This window comes from Vibrio sp. 2304 (assembly GCF_033339475.1).
Classification (GTDB): Bacteria; Pseudomonadota; Gammaproteobacteria; order Enterobacterales; family Vibrionaceae; genus Vibrio; species Vibrio alginolyticus.
In genome coordinates this window covers 41913-61264 of sequence record NZ_JAWOUQ010000016.1, presented here as the reverse complement: position 1 = coordinate 61264, position 19352 = coordinate 41913, and the positions used below count along the sequence as shown (strand labels likewise).

The 19352-nt window shown below is 47.0% G+C and carries 17 protein-coding genes; 9 read left to right on the top strand and 8 right to left on the bottom strand.

All coding sequences use genetic code 11. The annotated features are described in order from the left end of the window. Positions 1 to 25: 25 nt before the first annotated feature. Positions 26 to 628, top strand: a complete 603-nt coding sequence (locus R7P64_RS21665) for a thiol:disulfide interchange protein DsbA/DsbL (protein WP_033906582.1) — start codon at positions 26 to 28, stop codon at positions 626 to 628. A gap of 46 nt (positions 629 to 674) precedes the next feature. Here R7P64_RS21665 and R7P64_RS21660 read toward each other — a convergent pair whose 3' ends face one another. Then, on the bottom strand, positions 675 to 1553 hold the full coding sequence (locus tag R7P64_RS21660) for an acyltransferase (RefSeq protein ID WP_137282462.1): 879 nt from the start codon (positions 1551 to 1553) through the stop codon (positions 675 to 677). Positions 1554 to 1702: 149 nt separating this feature from the next. Between R7P64_RS21660 and R7P64_RS21655 the strand changes: the two genes are divergently transcribed. Continuing rightward, the gene (locus tag R7P64_RS21655; protein ID WP_285400266.1) at positions 1703 to 2659 is read left to right on the top strand and encodes a DUF2860 domain-containing protein; all 957 of its coding nucleotides are present in this window, start codon (positions 1703 to 1705) and stop codon (positions 2657 to 2659) included. Between the two features lie 55 nt (positions 2660 to 2714). Here R7P64_RS21655 and R7P64_RS21650 read toward each other — a convergent pair whose 3' ends face one another. Then, positions 2715 to 4238 (bottom strand): YifB family Mg chelatase-like AAA ATPase, encoded by a 1524-nt coding sequence (locus R7P64_RS21650; protein ID WP_262591890.1) that lies wholly within the window; start codon positions 4236 to 4238, stop codon positions 2715 to 2717. Positions 4239 to 4703: 465 nt separating this feature from the next. Between R7P64_RS21650 and ilvG the strand changes: the two genes are divergently transcribed. Genes ilvG through ilvA form a run of 5 tightly spaced genes read left to right on the top strand, consistent with a single transcriptional unit; the run spans position 4704 to position 11002 of the window. Continuing rightward, positions 4704 to 6350 (top strand): acetolactate synthase 2 catalytic subunit, encoded by a 1647-nt coding sequence (gene ilvG / locus R7P64_RS21645; protein ID WP_005378960.1) that lies wholly within the window; start codon positions 4704 to 4706, stop codon positions 6348 to 6350. Between the two features lie 11 nt (positions 6351 to 6361). After that, on the top strand, positions 6362 to 6646 hold the full coding sequence (gene ilvM / locus R7P64_RS21640; protein WP_005378958.1) for an acetolactate synthase 2 small subunit: 285 nt from the start codon (positions 6362 to 6364) through the stop codon (positions 6644 to 6646). Between the two features lie 12 nt (positions 6647 to 6658). Continuing rightward, positions 6659 to 7597, top strand: coding sequence for a branched-chain-amino-acid transaminase (ilvE, locus tag R7P64_RS21635; protein WP_005378953.1), 939 nt, complete (start codon positions 6659 to 6661; stop codon positions 7595 to 7597). Positions 7598 to 7610: 13 nt separating this feature from the next. Beyond that, the gene (gene ilvD / locus R7P64_RS21630) at positions 7611 to 9452 is read left to right on the top strand and encodes a dihydroxy-acid dehydratase (RefSeq protein ID WP_005383859.1); all 1842 of its coding nucleotides are present in this window, start codon (positions 7611 to 7613) and stop codon (positions 9450 to 9452) included. A 2-nt stretch (positions 9453 to 9454) separates the two neighbouring features. After that, positions 9455 to 11002: a threonine ammonia-lyase, biosynthetic gene (gene ilvA / locus R7P64_RS21625; protein WP_213973536.1), complete on the top strand. Its 1548-nt coding sequence runs from the start codon at positions 9455 to 9457 to the stop codon at positions 11000 to 11002. Between the two features lie 54 nt (positions 11003 to 11056). On the opposite strand, the gene punR is transcribed toward ilvA, so the two are convergent. After that, entirely contained in the window at positions 11057 to 11959 is a 903-nt protein-coding gene (punR, locus tag R7P64_RS21620) for a DNA-binding transcriptional activator PunR (protein WP_017821565.1), read from the bottom strand. A 152-nt stretch (positions 11960 to 12111) separates the two neighbouring features. On the opposite strand from punR, the gene punC reads away from it, so the two are divergent. Beyond that, positions 12112 to 13317: a purine nucleoside transporter PunC gene (gene punC, locus R7P64_RS21615; protein ID WP_005378946.1), complete on the top strand. Its 1206-nt coding sequence runs from the start codon at positions 12112 to 12114 to the stop codon at positions 13315 to 13317. A 44-nt stretch (positions 13318 to 13361) separates the two neighbouring features. On the opposite strand, the gene R7P64_RS21610 is transcribed toward punC, so the two are convergent. Then, positions 13362 to 14138 (bottom strand): transporter substrate-binding domain-containing protein, encoded by a 777-nt coding sequence (locus R7P64_RS21610; protein ID WP_213907440.1) that lies wholly within the window; start codon positions 14136 to 14138, stop codon positions 13362 to 13364. A 115-nt stretch (positions 14139 to 14253) separates the two neighbouring features. Between R7P64_RS21610 and R7P64_RS21605 the strand changes: the two genes are divergently transcribed. Beyond that, positions 14254 to 14994: an amino acid ABC transporter permease gene (locus R7P64_RS21605; protein ID WP_005383852.1), complete on the top strand. Its 741-nt coding sequence runs from the start codon at positions 14254 to 14256 to the stop codon at positions 14992 to 14994. Positions 14995 to 15074: 80 nt separating this feature from the next. On the opposite strand, the gene glmU is transcribed toward R7P64_RS21605, so the two are convergent. The 4 genes from glmU to atpG form a co-directional block, all read right to left on the bottom strand. Continuing rightward, positions 15075 to 16436, bottom strand: a complete 1362-nt coding sequence (glmU, locus tag R7P64_RS21600) for a bifunctional UDP-N-acetylglucosamine diphosphorylase/glucosamine-1-phosphate N-acetyltransferase GlmU (RefSeq protein ID WP_053304044.1) — start codon at positions 16434 to 16436, stop codon at positions 15075 to 15077. Positions 16437 to 16585: 149 nt separating this feature from the next. After that, positions 16586 to 17008: a F0F1 ATP synthase subunit epsilon gene (locus R7P64_RS21595; protein ID WP_005378937.1), complete on the bottom strand. Its 423-nt coding sequence runs from the start codon at positions 17006 to 17008 to the stop codon at positions 16586 to 16588. Positions 17009 to 17026: 18 nt separating this feature from the next. Further along, on the bottom strand, positions 17027 to 18430 hold the full coding sequence (gene atpD, locus R7P64_RS21590) for a F0F1 ATP synthase subunit beta (RefSeq protein ID WP_005383849.1): 1404 nt from the start codon (positions 18428 to 18430) through the stop codon (positions 17027 to 17029). A 35-nt stretch (positions 18431 to 18465) separates the two neighbouring features. After that, complete coding sequence (gene atpG, locus R7P64_RS21585) at positions 18466 to 19332, bottom strand: F0F1 ATP synthase subunit gamma (RefSeq protein WP_005378932.1); 867 nt, start codon at positions 19330 to 19332, stop codon at positions 18466 to 18468. Positions 19333 to 19352: the final 20 nt, after the last annotated feature.

Sequence of the window (19352 nt, the reverse complement as noted above, 5' to 3'; positions counted from 1 at the left end):
AAAATTCAAAAATGGAGATATTTCGATGAAAAAACTGTTCGCACTGTTTTCTATGCTGATATTAAGCCTGTCGGCACATGCAGCGCAATTCAAAGAAGGTGAACATTACAAAGTATTGGATCTTGAGGCATCAAAAAAACCTCTTGTGACGGAGTTTTTCTCTTTCTACTGCCCGCACTGTAATAGCTTTGAACCAGTTATCCAGCAACTGAAAAAGCAGTTGCCAGAAGGTACTAAGCTATTAAAAAACCACGTTTCTTTCATGGGTGGCAACATGGGCCCATCAATGAGCAAAGCCTACGCAACGATGGTTGCATTAAAAGTGGAAGACAAAATGGTGCCAGTGATGTTTAACCGCATCCACAATCTAAAGAAGGCGCCACGTAATGATGAAGAACTTCGTCAAATCTTCCTTGATGAAGGTGTAGACGCGAAAAAATTCGATTCTGCATTCAAAGGCTTCGCGGTTGATTCAATGGTTCGCCGTATGGACAAGCAATTTGAAAACAGCGGTCTAACCGGCGTTCCTGCGGTTATCGTTAACAACAAATACCTAGTTCAAGCACAAAGCATCAAAACGATGGATGAGTACTTCTCTCTGGTGAACTACTTGCTGACACTAAAATAAGCACATCGATATCAATCAAAAGGGGAGCACGTCGCTCCCCTTTTGTTTATTTGTAAATCTCTTGTAGTAACCGATCTTTTTCTTGCCACACATCACCCAACCATTGCTGAAATTGCCGCTTATAGGGCTTATCGTTGAAGTAATCACCGAGCACTCGTTCATCAACGGGTAACACATTCACACGCACAACCACCTTGCTCATGCGACCCATCAATAAATCCTTGAACGGTTTATGCGTATTTTCTGGGTACGCCAACGTAACGTCGATAATGCTCTCGAACTGTTCCCCCATCGCCGCTAACGTGTACGCAATCCCGCCCGATTTTGGTTGCAGCAAATATTGATAGTTTGCTTTACTCTTACGCTGCTTTTCTTCGGTAAATCGAGTTCCTTCGACATAGTTAACCACTGTGGTTGGACTGTGTTTGAACTTAGCGCACGAGCGACGTGTCGTTTCTAAATCTTGACCTCGCTTATGAGGATTGCGGATCAGATACTCTCGCGAATAGCGACGCATAAATGGCATGTCGAGCGCCCAACACGCCATCCCGATGAAAGGCACATACAGCAGTTGTTGCTTGAGGAAAAACTTCGGCATGGGAATACGGTCTTTAAACACGCAGCAAAGCACAACAATATCTGTCCAACTGAGATGGTTACTGATCAGCAGATACCACCCGTCTTTTTTAAGCGCTTCACCGCCCTGAACATCCCACTCAACGCGGTTAGATACCGCCAGAATGCACGCATTAACGGTAGCCCATAACCACATCACCTTATTGGCACAAGCGGTCGCTATCGCTTTTAGCTTTACGCCAGGAAGCAATATTTTAAATACAGCGATAACACAAATTGCGAGTGAACAAACCGCAGAATTGAGAATCACAAAAGAAGCGTTAAAAAAAAATAACAAATATGCCAACATGATAGTCAAACAACAGTGATAATGTGTGAAGAATAAAACAGCGTGTAATTATACTGCGCCTTTGCCACATTGGAACATGCGTGGGAATGGTCAGATTTGTTACCGTAACCAATATGTGCACCACTCATTCGACAACAAGGAGATAACGAATGAAACCAAGGCTACTTATCTTGCCTTTGGCCTTTGTCGTCAGTTCTGCTCAGGCTCAACTCGCTGAAACCGCAGGTTTTGGCGGTGAAATTTCGCTGAATGCCGGATTCATATCATCAGAATCCAATTTCAATACAGAAAATAGTAACACCATCGATTCTCTCGATAAGCGTGCCGATAGTGACAGTTCTGTTATCGCTGCACCGCTAGGGAGTGTGACATACACCTTTGGTAGCCGACTCAACCACCAAGTTTACGCCGGTACCACACGCTCAGATGTCGCGGTAGGTACACTCGCTTTTCAGTTGGGCTATCAACACGAGCTACAATCTGGCACCGTGCTCGATGTTTCCTATCTGCCGACGGTACTCAAAGGCGAAACTTGGCGCAACCCTTATCAAGTAGGAACCGCACGTAAAGAGACGGATGTTGACGGCAATGCGTATCGCTTTCAGATCAAAGGGTTAATTGATAAGAACTTCAACCTTGATCTTGCTTATGCTGATAAAGACATCGAGCAGGAGGAAGTGACAGACCGCTCACTTGCTCGCGATGCTAACCTTTACTATGTCAAAGGCGACTATCGCATTCCACTCAACCAAACGTCTATGTTGCAACCCGCTTTCACCTACATCAATCAAGATGCCGACGGTAAAGCGGAGTCATTTGATTCGTACGGATTTGACATTAGCTGGTTTAAATTTATCAACCGCCATCGATTGGCCCTCACAGCGGGTTATGCATGGAAAGACTATCAAGCCGCTAGCCAAACTTTTGCTAAAACACGAAATGACGACACCATCAGCCTATTTGCGGCCTACGAATATCAAAACGTATTTGACTGGCAAGACTGGTCGTTCATTTCTTTAGCCGGCTATAGCCAAACTGACTCGAATATCACGTTTTATGAGGAGAAAGAGTACCTATTGTCGCTTGGTCTCAACTACACCTTCTAACGTCCTTCATCGCAACAAGGTGCTTACAACACTTGTTGCGATGACACTTTGCTGTCTATACCGCTTGCGCCGTAAGCTGTTTCAGTAAACGGTCCATCGCTCGATACCCAAGTGCCTCGGCCAAGTGCGTTCGTTCAATTTGCTCCGCCCCATCCAAATCGGCGATTGTTCGCGCCACTTTGATAATACGATGATACGCACGAATCGAGAGTCCTAAACGGTGCAAAGCGGTTTCAAGAAACTCAGCATCACTCTTGTGCAAGGGACAAAACGCCTCAATTTCTCGACTACCTAGCAGTGCATTGACCTTACCACTGCGGTTTAGCATATTGTTACGCGCATGGCTCACACGCGCTTTTACGATAGCAGTCGGCTCACCGCGATCACCACCTTCTGCTAATGTCCCTTTGGGCAAAGCTGGGATTTCTAAAGACATATCAAAGCGATCTAACAGTGGTCCAGATAATCGACCAAGGTAGCGCAAAATAGCTTGTGGATTGGTGCGCGCTTGATTGCCTTCGTAATATCCTGTCGGGCTTGGGTTCAATGCTCCAACTAATTGGAAACGAGCCGGAAAGCGTGTTTTACCTTGCGCTCGAGAGATAATGATCTCGCCAGATTCGAGCGGTTCGCGTAACGAGTCCAGAACTTTACGATCAAATTCGGGCATTTCATCGAGAAACAATAACCCGTTGTGGGCTAAAGAGATCTCCCCTGGTCTGGGTACCGAACCACCGCCGACTAATGCCGCCATTGAACTTGAATGATGCGGAGAACGAAACGGACGCGACTTCCAGTTATGCTCATTAATTTCACTCTGAGTCAACGATGCCACCGAAGCGGTTTCCATTGCTTCTTCGTCACTCATTTCCGGTAATAAGTCACACAAACGCGAAGCCAACATCGTTTTTCCAGTACCTGGCGGGCCAAGGAAAAGTAAGTTGTGGTTTCCAGCGGCAGCAATCTCCAGTGCTCGCTTACCTTGTTGTTGGCCAATAATATCTTGTAAGTCTCGACCATGTTTTTCGATCGTTTTTCGCTTAGGCGTTTGAAAAAGATTCAGTCGATGTTGACCACAAAGCTCGGCACATACTTCCAGTAATGATTGGGCCGATTTATGTTGTTCCTTCCCCACCAGCGCCGCCTGATCGCCATTCACATGTGGGACGACCAAATGACGTTGAATCTTAATAGCTTCCAGCGCAGCAGGCAGCACACCTTTTACAGGTCTCAGACCACCAGATAGTGCTAACTCACCAACAAATTCGTAGTTTTTGAGCTTATCTGTCGCGATTTGCTCCGAAGCGGCCAAAATTCCCAATGCTATAGGAAGATCAAAACGTCCTCCCTCCTTGGGTAGATCTGCCGGAGCCAAGTTCACGGTGATCCGCTTAGCAGGAAATTGAAAGTTAGAATTAATGATCGCACTGCGTACGCGATCTTTGGACTCTTTTACCGTTGTCTCTGGCAAGCCTACTAAGGTAAACCCTGGCATGCCGTTGCTGATATGAACTTCTACACTAACCGATGGCGCTTGCACCCCGACGCTTGCTCGACTATGAATGATTGCCAGCCCCATACGTTCCTCAATTTTTTTGAACACTCTGTAAACAAATGTTTTATCTAGTTGGTTATGTTATATACCGCGTCCCAATTGAGAGTTAATGTGAAAAAAGAATGACTTTTTGCTTGTCATGCAGCGGAATTGTGTGATACCACTAATGACGCAAACAATTTCGTAGAACATTACACAACATTTTTTAACGAAAAAAGAACGACAGACAGATGAATCTTTTCGCTCATATCAACGCACTGCTAGCCCTGATTATCGTGGTCATTATTGGCACCGCGCGGGGTATTGTGGGCGAAAGGTAACCACAAATTACAAAAAACCCCCGCACTGAAAAGTCCGGGGGTTTTTTTACAACTACAAGTTGTCATCTGTCTAACCCTCGGACAGTTTAACGGGAAGAATGGGAGTGCACATGAAGTGCAATAAATATGGCAATCGCTACGAGCCACAACGTAGCAAAGGAGGTTTACGATGACTGGTGCACAACTTGTCGTAGCCGCTTTAAGACAGCAAGGCATCGAAACCGTTTTTGGCTACCCCGGCGGGGCCATCATGCCAATCTATGATGCTTTGTATGACGGTGGGGTGGAACACATCCTATGCCGTCACGAGCAAGGGGCCGCTATGGCAGCTATCGGGATGGCTCGTTCCACTCAAGACGTTGCTGTGTGCATGGCAACTTCCGGCCCAGGAGCCACTAACCTTGTTACCGGCCTTGCCGACGCTTTCCTTGACTCCGTACCTCTAGTTGCCATCACAGGCCAGGTAGCTAGCTCTCATATCGGTACCGATGCATTCCAAGAAATGGATGTGATCGGAATGTCCCTAGCCTGTACTAAGCACAGCTATCTCGTGACCGAAATTGAAGATCTAGCTCCGACACTTGCCGAAGCCTTTGAGGTCGCAAAAACCGGTCGTCCGGGTCCAGTCATTGTCGATATCGCCAAAGACGTTCAACTCGCTCAAGCACCCACAGACCTTCTTCCTCCATACATAGCACCAGCAATCGAAGATGTCAGCGCTGAAGATATCAAACGTGCGCAAGATGTGCTGGCAGCATCTACTCGCCCAGTGTTGTATGTTGGTGGTGGCGTGCAACTTGCGAAAGCAACCGATGCAGTACGCGAATTTCTTCGCTTAAACCCAATGCCTGCAGTTAGCACATTAAAAGGCCTCGGTACCATTGAACGCCATGATCCTCACTATCTTGGTATGTTGGGTATGCACGGCACCAAAGCCGCTAACCTAGTGGTTCAAGAAGCCGATCTATTGATCGTGGTTGGCGCGCGCTTTGATGACCGTGTGACGGGTAAGCTCGACACGTTTGCACCAAATGCGAAAGTGATTCATATCGACATTGATGCTGCGGAGATTCATAAACTGCGCCACGCCAACGCACCATTACGTGGCGACATCAACACCATTCTTCCTCAGCTAGAGCTGACTCAAGATATCTCACCGTGGGTTCATCACAGTGAAAGTCTGCGCAGCGGCTTTAAGTGGCGTTACGACCACCCGGGCGAGTTAATCTACGCACCGCTATTGCTTAAACAGCTGTCTGACATGATGCCAGATAGCTCAATTGTCTCGACCGACGTCGGTCAGCACCAGATGTGGGCAGCGCAACATATCCAGCCACGCGAACCACAAAATTTCATCACTTCTGCTGGCCTTGGCACCATGGGCTTTGGCTTGCCAGCGGCGATGGGTGCTGCAGTCGCACGTCCTGATGATCAGTCTATCCTTATTACAGGTGACGGTTCATTTATGATGAACGTTCAGGAATTGGGCACGCTGAAGCGTCGTCAGATTCCAGTGAAGATTGTCCTTCTTAATAACCAACGTCTTGGCATGGTTCGCCAATGGCAGTCATTGTTCTTTGACGGTCGCCACAGTGAAACCATTCTTGATGACAACCCAGATTTCGTGATGTTAGCAAAAGCGTTCGATATCCCGGGCAAAACCATCACCAAGAAAGAAGAAGTCGAACCTGCTCTCAAAGAGATGCTAGCGAGTGAAACTTCTTACATGCTTCACGTTTTGATTGATGAAGAAGAAAACGTGTGGCCATTGGTGCCACCTGGCGCATCAAACAGTGATATGTTGGAAAATACATAGGAGACAATCGCATGGACAGATATTTACTCGACATCAAAGCCGATGACAAACCGGTACTGTTGGAGCGCGTTCTACGTGTGATTCGTCACCGAGGCTTCGTGATCAAACAAGTCGCTGCTACGCAAAACCACGAAAGCAAAGTAGCCAGCGTCGAGATCATCGTCGACAGCGATCGACCAATCTCGTTTTTGATCAATCAAATAGAGAAGTTGTGGGACGTTCGTAAGGTTGAGGTGCTAAAAATCCGCAACGATGAACTGCCAAATCACAACTTACAACAACACGTAAGTGCATAAGGAAGGCAACAAATGGCAACGAAAACTGCAGATTTCATTTGGTTTAATGGTGAGATGGTTCCATGGGCAGAGGCGAACGTTCACGTTCTGACTCACGCAATGCACTATGGTACATCCGTGTTTGAAGGCGTGCGCTGTTACAACACACCAAAAGGCCCAATTGTCTTCCGTCACCGTGAGCATGCACAACGTCTAAAAGATTCTGCCAAGATTTACCGCTTTCCGATCCCTTTCTCTGTAGAAGAAATCATGGAAGCGACCCGCGAAACACTGCGCCAAAACAAACTCGACAGCGCTTACATTCGTCCATTGGGTTTTGTCGGTAATGTTGGCTTAGGCGTATGTCCACCAGTTGGCACTGAGATGGATCTAATCATTGCAGCATTTCCTTGGGGCTCTTACTTAGGCGAAGAAGCGCTAGAAAAAGGTGTCGATGCGATGATTTCAAGCTGGAACCGCGCTGCGCCAAACACCATCCCAACTGCAGCTAAAGCAGGCGGTAACTACCTATCTTCACTATTGGTTGGTGGTGAAGCGCGTCGTCACGGTTACGACGAAGGTATTGCGCTAAGCGTAGATGGTTACCTATCGGAAGGGGCTGGTGAAAACATCTTCGTTATCAAAGATGGCGTAATCACCACACCACCAGCAACTAGCGCGATTCTACCGGGCATCACTCGCGACTCGATCATGACAATTGCACGCGATAAAGGCTACGAAGTACGTGAAGCGAACATTGCTCGTGAAGCCCTTTACCTTGCCGATGAAGTCTTCATGACAGGTACTGCGGCTGAGATTGTACCAGTGGCAACCATCGACAAGATTGAAGTGGGCACTGGTAAGCGCGGCCCTATCACTAAAGAACTACAAGCAGCCTACTTTGGCCTATTTGACGGCACCACGGAAGATAAGTGGGGCTGGTTAGACTATGTGTACCCAGAACAGAAGTAAGAAGGATTAGGAAATGCCAAAATATAGATCAGCTACCACCACACATGGTCGTAACATGGCGGGTGCACGAGCACTGTGGCGTGCAACGGGTGTGAAAGAAGAAGACTTCGGTAAACCAATCATCGCCGTTGTAAACTCGTTTACTCAATTTGTTCCGGGTCACGTACACCTGAAAGACATGGGTCAGCTTGTAGCACGCGAAATCGAAAAAGCTGGCGGTATTGCGAAAGAATTCAACACCATCGCGGTTGATGATGGTATCGCAATGGGTCACGGCGGCATGCTGTACTCACTGCCTTCACGCGAACTGATCGCAGACTCAGTAGAATACATGGTCAACGCGCACTGTGCCGATGCCATGGTATGTATCTCTAACTGTGACAAAATCACTCCAGGAATGTTGATGGCATCTATGCGTCTTAACATCCCTGTTATCTTTGTTTCTGGTGGTCCAATGGAAGCGGGTAAAACCAAGCTTTCTGATCAGATCATCAAACTAGACCTTGTAGATGCAATGATCCAAGGCGCGGATCCAAAAGTGTCTGATGAGCAAAGCGAGCAGATCGAACGCAGCGCATGTCCAACGTGTGGATCGTGTTCAGGCATGTTCACTGCAAACTCAATGAACTGTCTAACGGAAGCACTGGGTCTTTCTCAACCAGGTAACGGTTCTATGCTGGCAACGCACGCTGACCGTGAACAACTGTTCCTTAATGCAGGTCGTCGTATCGTTGAACTGACTCGTCGTTACTACGAGCAAGATGACGAATCAGCACTGCCGCGCAACATCGCTACGTTTGATGCGTTCGAAAACGCAATGGCACTGGACATCGCAATGGGCGGTTCAACCAACACCATTCTGCACCTACTTGCCGCGGCGCAAGAAGGTGAAGTGGATTTCGATATGGAAGATATCGATCGCCTATCACGTCAAGTACCACACCTATGTAAAGTGGCACCATCTACCCAGAAATATCACATGGAAGACGTACACCGCGCAGGTGGCGTCATGGCGATTCTTGGTGAGTTAGATCGTGCAGGTCTTCTACACAATGATGCGCGCACCGTGCTTGGCCTTTCGATGAAAGAGCAGCTGGCGAAATACGACATCATCCAAACTGAAGACGAAGAAGTACTTAAGTTCTACCGCGCAGGTCCTGCGGGTATTCGTACTACTCAAGCGTTCTCACAAGATTGCCGCTGGGATCGCCTTGATGACGACCGTGCGGAAGGTTGTATTCGTACTATCGATCATGCCTTTAGCCAAGAAGGTGGCCTAGCCGTTCTATCAGGCAACATCGCATTAGATGGTTGTATCGTTAAGACTGCTGGTGTGGATGAGAGCATTCATAAATTCACTGGCCCAGCCGTAGTTTTCGAAAGCCAAGAAGACGCCGTAGAAGGCATCTTGGGTGGCAAAGTAAAAGCAGGCGACGTGGTTGTTATCCGTTACGAAGGCCCTAAAGGTGGTCCGGGCATGCAAGAAATGCTTTACCCAACCACTTATCTAAAATCGATGGGCCTTGGCAAAGAGTGTGCACTTCTGACTGACGGCCGTTTCTCTGGCGGCACATCAGGTCTGTCAATCGGTCACGCCTCTCCTGAAGCAGCAAACGGCGGTGCAATTGGCCTGGTAAAAGAAGGCGATATGATCGCAATTGATATTCCAAACCGTTCAATTTCACTCCAAGTGTCTGAACAAGAACTTGCTGAGCGCCGTGCAAAACAAGACGAACTAGGCTGGAAACCAGTTGACCGCCAACGTGAAGTTTCCTTTGCACTCAAAGCGTACGCGAGTATGGCAACCAGTGCTGACAAGGGTGCAGTACGAGACAAGTCGAAGCTAGAGGGCTAGCAATGATGGAAGCTCAACCCGAAAAACAAGTGAACCAAACTGGCGCAGATTATCTGCGCCAAATCCTTCGCGCACCTGTTTATGAAGTAGCAACAGTGACGCCACTGCAAGAAATGCCTCGTTTATCTGCACGTATCGGGAATAACGTGCAGATCAAGCGTGAAGATCGCCAACCCGTACACTCGTTCAAATTGCGCGGTGCATACAACATGGTGGCGAGTTTATCTGAAGCACAAAAAGCCGCTGGTGTCATTGCAGCATCGGCAGGTAACCACGCTCAAGGCATGGCGCTCTCTGGTACTAAGCTAGGCATCAAGACCACCATCGTGATGCCCAAAACCACACCAGACATCAAAGTCGATGCGGTACGTGGCTTCGGTGGCAATGTGGTGCTGCACGGCAGTAACTTTGATGAGGCCAAAGCCGAGGCAGAGCGTCTATCCGAGTTAAACGGGTACACCTTTGTCCCACCGTTCGATCACCCACTGGTGATTGCAGGTCAAGGCACCATCGGCATGGAAATGCTGCAGCAAAATGGTCACCTTGATTACATTTTCGTCCCTGTCGGTGGTGGCGGTTTGGCTGCGGGTGTTGCGGTACTTGTGAAGCAGCTCATGCCAGAAATCAAAGTGATTGCGGTCGAGCCAGAAGATTCTTCATGCCTCAAAGCGGCATTGGATGCAGGTGAACCAGTAGTATTAGACCAGGTCAGCATGTTTGCCGATGGCGTTGCAGTAAAACGCATTGGTGAAGAGACGTTTCGTCTATGCCAAAAGTACATTGATGGCCATATTGCCGTCTCTAGCGATGAAATCTGCGCAGCAGTAAAAGACATCTTTGAAGACACCCGTGCGATTGCAGAGCCTTCTGGCGCGCTTGCTCTGGCGGGTTTGAAGAAGTTTGCTGAACAGAACAAGCTGAAAGACAAAAACCTAGGTACGGTATTGTCTGGCGCAAACACCAACTTCCACGGTCTGCGTTATGTTTCTGAACGCTGCGAGCTTGGTGAAAAACGTGAAGGTCTGCTTGCCGTCACCATCCCTGAGCGTCAAGGTGCTTTCTTTGAGTTCTGTAATCTCATTGGCGGCCGTGCCGTGACAGAGTTTAACTACCGCTACAACGATGACGCATTGGCAAATATCTTTGTCGGTGTGCGTTTGCAAGGCGGTCAGGAAGAGCTAGAACATATCATTCGCGACTTACGTGATGGTGGCTACCCTGTGGTTGACCTCTCTGATGATGAAATGGCGAAACTGCACGTGCGCTACATGATTGGTGGTAAGCCATCGAAGCAACTCAAAGAGCGCCTCTACAGCTTTGAATTCCCAGAGTACCCTGGGGCGCTACTTAAGTTCTTAAGCACACTCGGCACACACTGGAATATCAGTTTGTTCAACTACCGTAACCACGGCGCTGACTACGGACGCGTTTTATGTGGTTTCGAGTTAGATGAAAGCGATTTAGCTCAGTTTTCTGCACATTTACGTGAACTTGGCTATCAATGCAAAGACGAGACAGACAACCCATCATATAAGTTTTTCTTGTCATAAAACGCCACATTTCAAACATATCAATGAAAACACCTCGCTAATGCGAGGTGTTTTTTATGACTGTAACCAATCTTTATGTAGCTGATTAGGCGACCCAAGATAGTCCACCATCCACTGGATCAATTTATGATTATCATCTTTGCGCCATACTAAGCAGCAGTGACTGAGCGGTTTATCATCCGGCATGACCTTCTCCACCAGCACACCATCATTGATTAAGGGTGTTGCAATATGACGTGGCATGTAACCCACGCCCACCCCATTTTTTAAACATTCAATCGCACTATACCAATTGGGCAATAATAATCGGCGCTGTTGCGGATAATGGCCAGTATGGCGTTTTGGCAGCACGTTCGAAGTATCATCAAGACAGATCGCCGGAAATTGACTCACAAACTCTTCAGTAAGCACTTGTTGTCTAACGCAAGGATGAGCGGGTGACATTACAAATGCCCAATCTAATACGCCCATATCTTTGACTTCAAAATCTCCCCCAACGGGAACCGCAGATGTCGCGCCAACGACAATGTCGGCTCGACCTTGTGCTATGGCTTCCCAAGAACCATTGAAGACCTCCATATTGATCTGCAATTCAGCAAATTCAAACTCGCGATAGAAATCTTCCACCAAAGGTTTGAGTTTTTCTAACTTCACCACGTTATCTAAGGTCAGCTTTAACGTGCTTTTCCATCCTTGAGCCGCTCGCCGCGTTTGTGCTTTCACCTCTTCCATTTGACGCAGCAAAGAGCGCGCCTCGGCCATAAAAAGTTCACCCGCTGGAGTTAGCTCGACTTTCCTTGGTAAACGTCGAAACAGCACCACATCTAAATCTTGCTCGACCTGCCTTACTCCATAGCTGATGGCTGAGGGGACTTTATGCAATACCTCAGCCGCAGCGGTGAAACTGCCTAAACGGGCAACCGTATCCAGCATTTCCAAAGACGCTTTAGAGAACATGATTTAACCTTTCAAAAAATTTGATTGATAACCAACAATTTTAGCGTTTTATTTTCTCAAAATCGAAAAATAGAATAATAAGGTAAATAAATCAGGGTTGGCGCCAACTGATGTTGATTAAAAAATGATTAAATAATTTGACTGGTTGAATCATGAAAATCTCAAAACTACAGCTCATTTATCTGGCAGCATTATCGATGCTTGGCTTCGTTGCTACCGATATGTATCTGCCAGCATTCAAAGCGATGGAAATCGACTTTGCAACAGGCCCTGAGCAAATTGCGCTCTCTTTAACGGTATTCCTCGTTGGTATGGCGATTGGCCAGCTAATGTGGGGATTGGCATCCGATAAATTTGGCCATCGTAATACACTCGCAGCCGGGTTGGTGCTATTTACTATCGCGTCATTCGGTTTGGCTTTCTGTGATCAAGTATGGCAACTACTCACACTGCGCTTTATCCAAGCTATCGGTGTGTGTGCACCAGCCGTGATCTGGCAAGCTATGGTCATTAAACGCTACTCAAGCAGTAGCCAACAAATTTTTGCGACAATCATGCCACTCGTCGCGCTATCACCAGCACTAGCACCTCAATTAGGGGTTGTGTTGGCAGATAACTTCGGCTGGCACAGTATCTTTATTACGCTAACACTGGTTGGTGTCTTCTTGGTCTTTGCGACCATGGCACAAAAAGACGAGAAAGCAGAAATAAAACAAACCAGTATGTCTGCCGACATCAAAGCGCTGCTGAGTTCTAAAAAATACCTTGGCAACGTGTTTATGTTTGCGACGGCTTCAGCTGCATTCTTTGCTTACCTAACTGGGATGCCAGAAATCATGGCGCAACTGGGCTACGAAGCAAAAGATATTGGTTTGAGCTTTATCCCACAAACTATCGCGTTTATGGCTGGTGGCTACTTAGGTAAAGTAGGCGTTCGAAAATTTGGTGATGAAAAGGTTCTGCGCCAACTGATTGGCCTATTTAGTGTCGCGGCATTAATGATTTTCATTGCTTCACAGTGGGAGCTGTCATCGATTTGGCCTATTCTTGCGCCATTCTGTTTGATTGCCGTTGCTAACGGCGCACTGTACCCAATCGTGGTAAACCGTGCACTGGCCAGCGCACAACAGAGCCCTGCAACAGCAGCAGGTCTGCAAAACAGCCTGCAAATCTGTGTAAGTAGCTTCTCAAGTGCATTGGTAGCCGCAATGGCAAGCCAAGCTCAGATGGTTACTGGCATCGCAATCATCATCTGTATGGGTGGGCTGTGGATGGGATACATTCTGTCGAATCGCGAATTATCCAAGCACTTTACGACTCCTGACAACGCCCGAGTCGTGAGTGAAGACGAACTTTAATCGTTCAGATAATAAAAAGAGCCGCGCAATGCGGCTCTTTCTGTTTATAAGCTTTTCAACCCCCATTTATTGGCAGTCTGCTTAAAAAAGCCTTGAGTCTTTTTCAACTCTACCCAGTGATTGATGTAATTAATCCATACTTGATCGTCTTGCGGCAACAACATAGCAATTGGGGTTGGTTTACGCGGTGCGGTCACTGGCACTATCGCCAACTGTTTAAACTTGTCCACCAACGTCGCTGCTTCCACATTGGACGTCACCGATACATCGGCCCTGCGAGCTAGTAGTTCTTGGAAGTCGCGCGCTGGCGCTTCAATAACAATATGCTGAGCAGACGGGAAGAACTCTTTCACCATTTTTTCTTGTACCGTACCTAACGTCGCCGCGACTTTTACTTCTGGTTTATTAAAATCCGCCCAATCAGAGAATTTGGCGAGATCTTTCTTTTGCACCACAGGTACAAAGGCAAGGTAGAAATATGGCTGGCTATATCCAGCTACTTTCGCGCGAGACATGTTCAGAGATGCGCTGCCAGTAATATCGTATTTGTTGGCGGTAATGCCATTAACTAGCGTCTTCCAATCCGTGGGAACATACTCCACTTTTACACCGAGATCTTTAGCAAGTTCTGTTGTTACATCGATATCGAAGCCACGATAACTGTTTGTCGCAGGGTCTTTCATCGTCATCGGATTCCAATCTCCCGTCGTTCCAACTCGGAGTACGCCATTGTCTAAAATGGATTGAAGACGGCTTTCAGCGTGAGCGACTTGAGTCGCAGCAAGCAAACACATTCCTAGCACTAGTAAAATCTTTCTCATTTTTATTCCCTTAAAAATAATGACCTTATACGGTTTAATAATTAACCTTTATTAGAGCTCTACTGATAACATAGCAGCAACAAAGGAAGTTTTTTAGTTAATTCAGGGAGTAAATGTGACGTTTCGAACTCTATGGCTGTTTTCATTGCTATTACTCACTGGTTGTTCAGATTATCAATGGGGCTGGTATGTACTTGACCCTTCGACGGATCAAGGGCTCACCAATCTAAAGTTTTTAATCGCTGGGTTTAATGACACCATTCAGGTATCACTCCTCAGTATGTTATTTGCGATGAGCTTGGGCCTGATCGTTGCGTTACCCGCTCTGTCGGACTCTGCCTCTCTGAAGTGGATAAACCGTATTTATGTCGAGGTGATCCGTTCAGTGCCAGTTTTAGTCTTACTACTTTGGGTGTATTACGGCATGCCTACACTATTGGATGTCTCACTCAATCACTTTTGGGCGGGTGTTATTGCACTGACTATCGCTGAGAGTGCGTTTATGGCGGAAGTGTTTCGCGGTGGGATACAAGCTATCAGCCGTGGCCAACATGAAGCGGCTGAATCTTTGGGCTTAAGCTATTGGCAAAAGATGCGCCTGGTAATTCTTCCCCAAGCATTTCGGCAAATTCTCCCACCACTGGGTAATCAATTTGTCTACATTCTCAAGATGAGTTCTTTAGTCAGCGTTATTGGTTTAAGCGATCTCACTCGCCGTGCTAATGAGCTGGTGGTGAATGAGTACTTACCCTTAGAGATTTATACCTTCCTCGTTTTGGAGTACTTGTTGCTCATCCTATTTGTATCTCAAGCCGTTCGTTGGCTCGAAAAACGTATTGCCATTCCTAGCTACTAGCGATGAAGCCTTAGCTAGAAACAACAAAGCCGCTCTTGTTGAGCGGCTTTGACAATATAGAGACAGAGTGTAGGTAATGCTTATTTCTGTTTTACAGGACGCTGCCAGCCAGTAATTTTGCGCTCTTTGACGCGAGTAATTACTAACTCACCTTCTTCAACATCTTTTGTTAGTGTCGTGCCTGCACCGATGGTTGCGCCATCAGCGATAGTGACAGGCGCCACCAGCTGGCTATCAGAACCAACAAAAACATCATTACCGATGATGGTTTTAAACTTGTTCGCACCATCGTAGTTACAAGTGATAGTACCTGCGCCGATGTTAGTACGTTGACCGATCTCTGCATCACCTAAGTAAGTTAGGTGGTTCGCTTTTGAACCTTCTCCGATGCGCGCATTTTTCACTTCAACGAAGTTACCCACATGGGAATCGTTACGCATTTCAGCACCAGGACGAAGGCGAGTAAATGGACCAACCGTACATTCTTCACCAACCGTTGCACCTTCAATCACACTGTAAGGGCGAACGATGGTGTTGTCGTCGATTTCACAATCTTTCAGTACACAACCCGCACCGATAACCACGTTATCACCCAGTGAAACTTTACCTTCGATGATAACATTCACGTCGATTTCACAGTCCATACCGCACTGTAACTCACCACGCAAATCAAAGCGTGCTGGATCGCGTAGCATGACACCTTGCTCTAGTAGTTTCTGAGCTTGCATTGACTGGAAAGCACGCTCTAGACGAGCAAGCTGTGCGCGGTCGTTGACCCCTTCCACCTCAATGGCATTGACTGGGTGTACTGCCTCAACGGCACGACCTTCATCGTGTGCAGCTGCAATAACGTCAGTTAGGTAGTATTCGCCTTGTGCGTTGTTGTTGTTTAAGCCAGACAACCAACGCTTAAGATCCCCACCAGTCGCAACCATCACGCCAGTGTTGATCTCTTTAATTTGTTTTTGTTCTTCTGTTGCATCTTTTTGCTCAACGATCGCCACAACAGGACCATTCTTACGGATAATACGACCGTAGCCTGTCGGGTTATCTAGAATCACTGTTAGTAGTGCAATACCGCCTGTTGGCTGTGCATCTAATAGGTTTTCAATCGTTTCAGCTGAAATCAGTGGAACATCACCGTAAAGCACCAGTACTTTTTCATCGTCTTCAAACTTCGGAGACGCTTGATCAACCGCATGACCTGTCCCTAACTGCTCCGCTTGAAGCACCCAATTTACAGGCTCTTCTGCAAGAGTGGTTTGCATTTGATCACCACCGTGGCCAAAGACCAAGTGGATATTTTGTGCACCTAGACCTGTACATGTATCAATCACATGTTTTGCCATTGGCTTACCTGCCAAAGTGTGTAGCACCTTAGGCATGTTCGAATGCATACGGGTACCTTTACCCGCTGCAAGAATCACAGCACTGAATTTCATTGATAACCTATTGACGTTTTATGTTAATTGGCCGTTATTTTAAACAGCTCTTTTAAAATAGTTAATGGAGTAAGGTAAATTTCCAACTAAAATTAATCAAAAAGGCGACCAATTGGCCGCCTTTTTTCATGCAACGTTGCTAATTGAGCTTAGCGACGCTTTTTTGTCAGCTCGATAACTCGTAGCTGAGCAATGGCTTTAGCCAGTTCACTGGCCGCTTGTGCGAAGTCCATGTCACCATGCTGATTCTGGATTTGCTCCTCAGCGCGGCGTTTGGCTTCTTCTGCCTTCGCTGCGTCTAGCTCTTCACCACGGATAGCTGTATCAGCTAGTACAGTCGCTGTACCAGGCTGAATCTCTACCATACCACCAGAAACATAAATAATTTCTTCGTGGCCGTGCTGTTTCACAATACGCACCATACCAGGCTTGATAGCGGTCAGCAGCGGTGTGTGACCATGGAAAATACCAAGTTCACCTTCGCTACCGGTCACCTGAAACGTTTCAACACGACCAGAGAAGATTTTCTTCTCGGCGCTTACCACGTCTAGGTGAAAGGTTATTGCTGCCATATCGCCTCCTAGTTAGCCTTATAGCTTCTTCGCATTCTCAATAGCATCGTCGATGCTACCGCAGTACATAAATGCCTGCTCAGGAATGTCGTCGTATTCACCAGCTAGTAGACCTTTAAAGCCACGTAGAGTCTCTTTTAGAGGTACGTAAATACCAGGGTCACCTGTAAATACTTCTGCTACGTGGTAAGGCTGAGTTAGGAAACGCTCAATCTTACGTGCACGAGATACAACTTGCTTATCTTCTTCAGATAGCTCGTCCATACCTAGGATAGCAATGATATCTTTCAGCTCTTTGTAGCGCTGAAGAGTCTGCTGAACACCACGAGCAACTTCGTAGTGATCTTGACCAACGACTAGTGGATCAAGCATACGAGATGTTGAATCTAGCGGGTCGATCGCAGGGTATAGACCCATTGCAGCGATGTTACGGTTAAGTACAACCGTTGCATCCAAGTGCGCGAACGTTGTTGCTGGAGACGGGTCAGTCAAGTCATCCGCTGGTACGTATACCGCCTGTACAGACGTGATAGAACCTGATTTCGTTGACGTGATACGCTCCTGAAGTACACCCATCTCTTCTGCAAGAGTTGGCTGGTAACCTACCGCAGAAGGCATACGACCTAGTAGTGCTGATACCTCTGTACCTGCAAGTGTGTAACGGTAGATGTTATCAATGAACAGTAGTACGTCACGACCTTCGTCACGGAAACGCTCTGCCATTGTTAGACCAGTCAGTGCAACACGTAGACGGTTACCTGGTGGCTCGTTCATCTGACCGTAAACCATCGCTACTTTTGATTCTTCAGGCTTCTCAACGTTTACAACGCCCGCTTCCTGCATCTCGTAGTAGAAATCGTTACCTTCACGAGTACGCTCACCAACACCAGCAAATACTGATAGACCTGAGTGCTGTAGTGCGATGTTGTTGATAAGTTCCATCATGTTAACGGTCTTACCTACACCAGCACCACCGAATAGACCGATTTTACCACCCTTAGCGAATGGACAAATTAGGTCGATTACTTTAACGCCCGTTTCTAGAAGTGCAATTTCGTTTGATTGCTCTTCGTAGCTTGGTGCACTACGGTGGATAGAGTAAACCTCTTCCGCACCCACTTCACCACGCTCGTCAATCGCGTCACCTAGGACGTTCATGATACGACCTAGAGTTTTAGTACCTACTGGTACTGAAATTGGAGCGCCAGTGTTAACCACTTCTACTCCACGACGTAAACCATCAGAGCTACCCATTACGATACAACGAACTACGCCACCGCCTAGCTGTTGTTGAACTTCAAGAACTAGACGCTCTTTTGAGTCCGTTACGTTTAGAGCGTCATATACACTAGGTACATTGCTCTGTGGGAACTCTACGTCGACTACCGCACCGATGATCTGTACGATCTTACCTGTAGCCATCGTTAATCCTCTAAACTATTTCGTTTTACCTAAGCTTAAACCGCAGCTGCACCACCAACGATTTCTGATAGTTCTTGTGTAATCGCAGCCTGACGGGCTTTGTTGTACACAAGTTCCAAATCGTCAATCAAACTGGTTGCGTTATCCGTTGCAGCCTTCATCGCAATCATTCGAGCCGCTTGCTCACAAGCAAGGTTCTCAACCACACCTTGGTATACCTGAGACTCTACGTAACGCACTAATAGCGTATCCAGTAGAGGTTTTGGTTCAGGCTCATAGATGTAGTCCCATGAATGCTCACGCTGCATCTCTTCGCTGTCCGATTTAGGCAAAGGTAGCAATTGATCGATCGTTGGTTGCTGAACCATAGTATTTACAAACTTGTTGAATACTACATATAGACGGTCCAGTTCACCTTCATCGTATTTCTTCAGCATTACGCCAACAGAGCCGATTAGGTCTTGTAGGCTTGGATTATCTCCAAGACCAGAAACCTGTGCCGCAACTTTTGCGCCACCATGTTTAAAGAAAGCTGTTGCTTTTGAGCCAACAACGGCTAGCTCAATCTCAGCACCTTTCTCTCTCCATGCTTGCATGTCTGTAACGGCTTTTTTGAACACGTTAATGTTCAAACCACCACACAGACCACGGTCTGTCGAAACGATGATGTAACCAACACGTTTAGCTTCACGCTCTTCTAGGTACGGATGACGGTACTCTAGGTTTGCGTTAGCCACATGACCGATCACTTTACGCATTGTTTCAGCGTATGGACGAGAAGCTTCCATTGCATCTTGAGAACGACGCATTTTTGAAGCTGCTACCATTTCCATCGCTTTCGTAATTTTCTGAGTGCTTTTAACACTACCGATTTTATTACGTATCTCTTTTGCGCCGGCCATCGTTACTCTCCGTTAGTTGG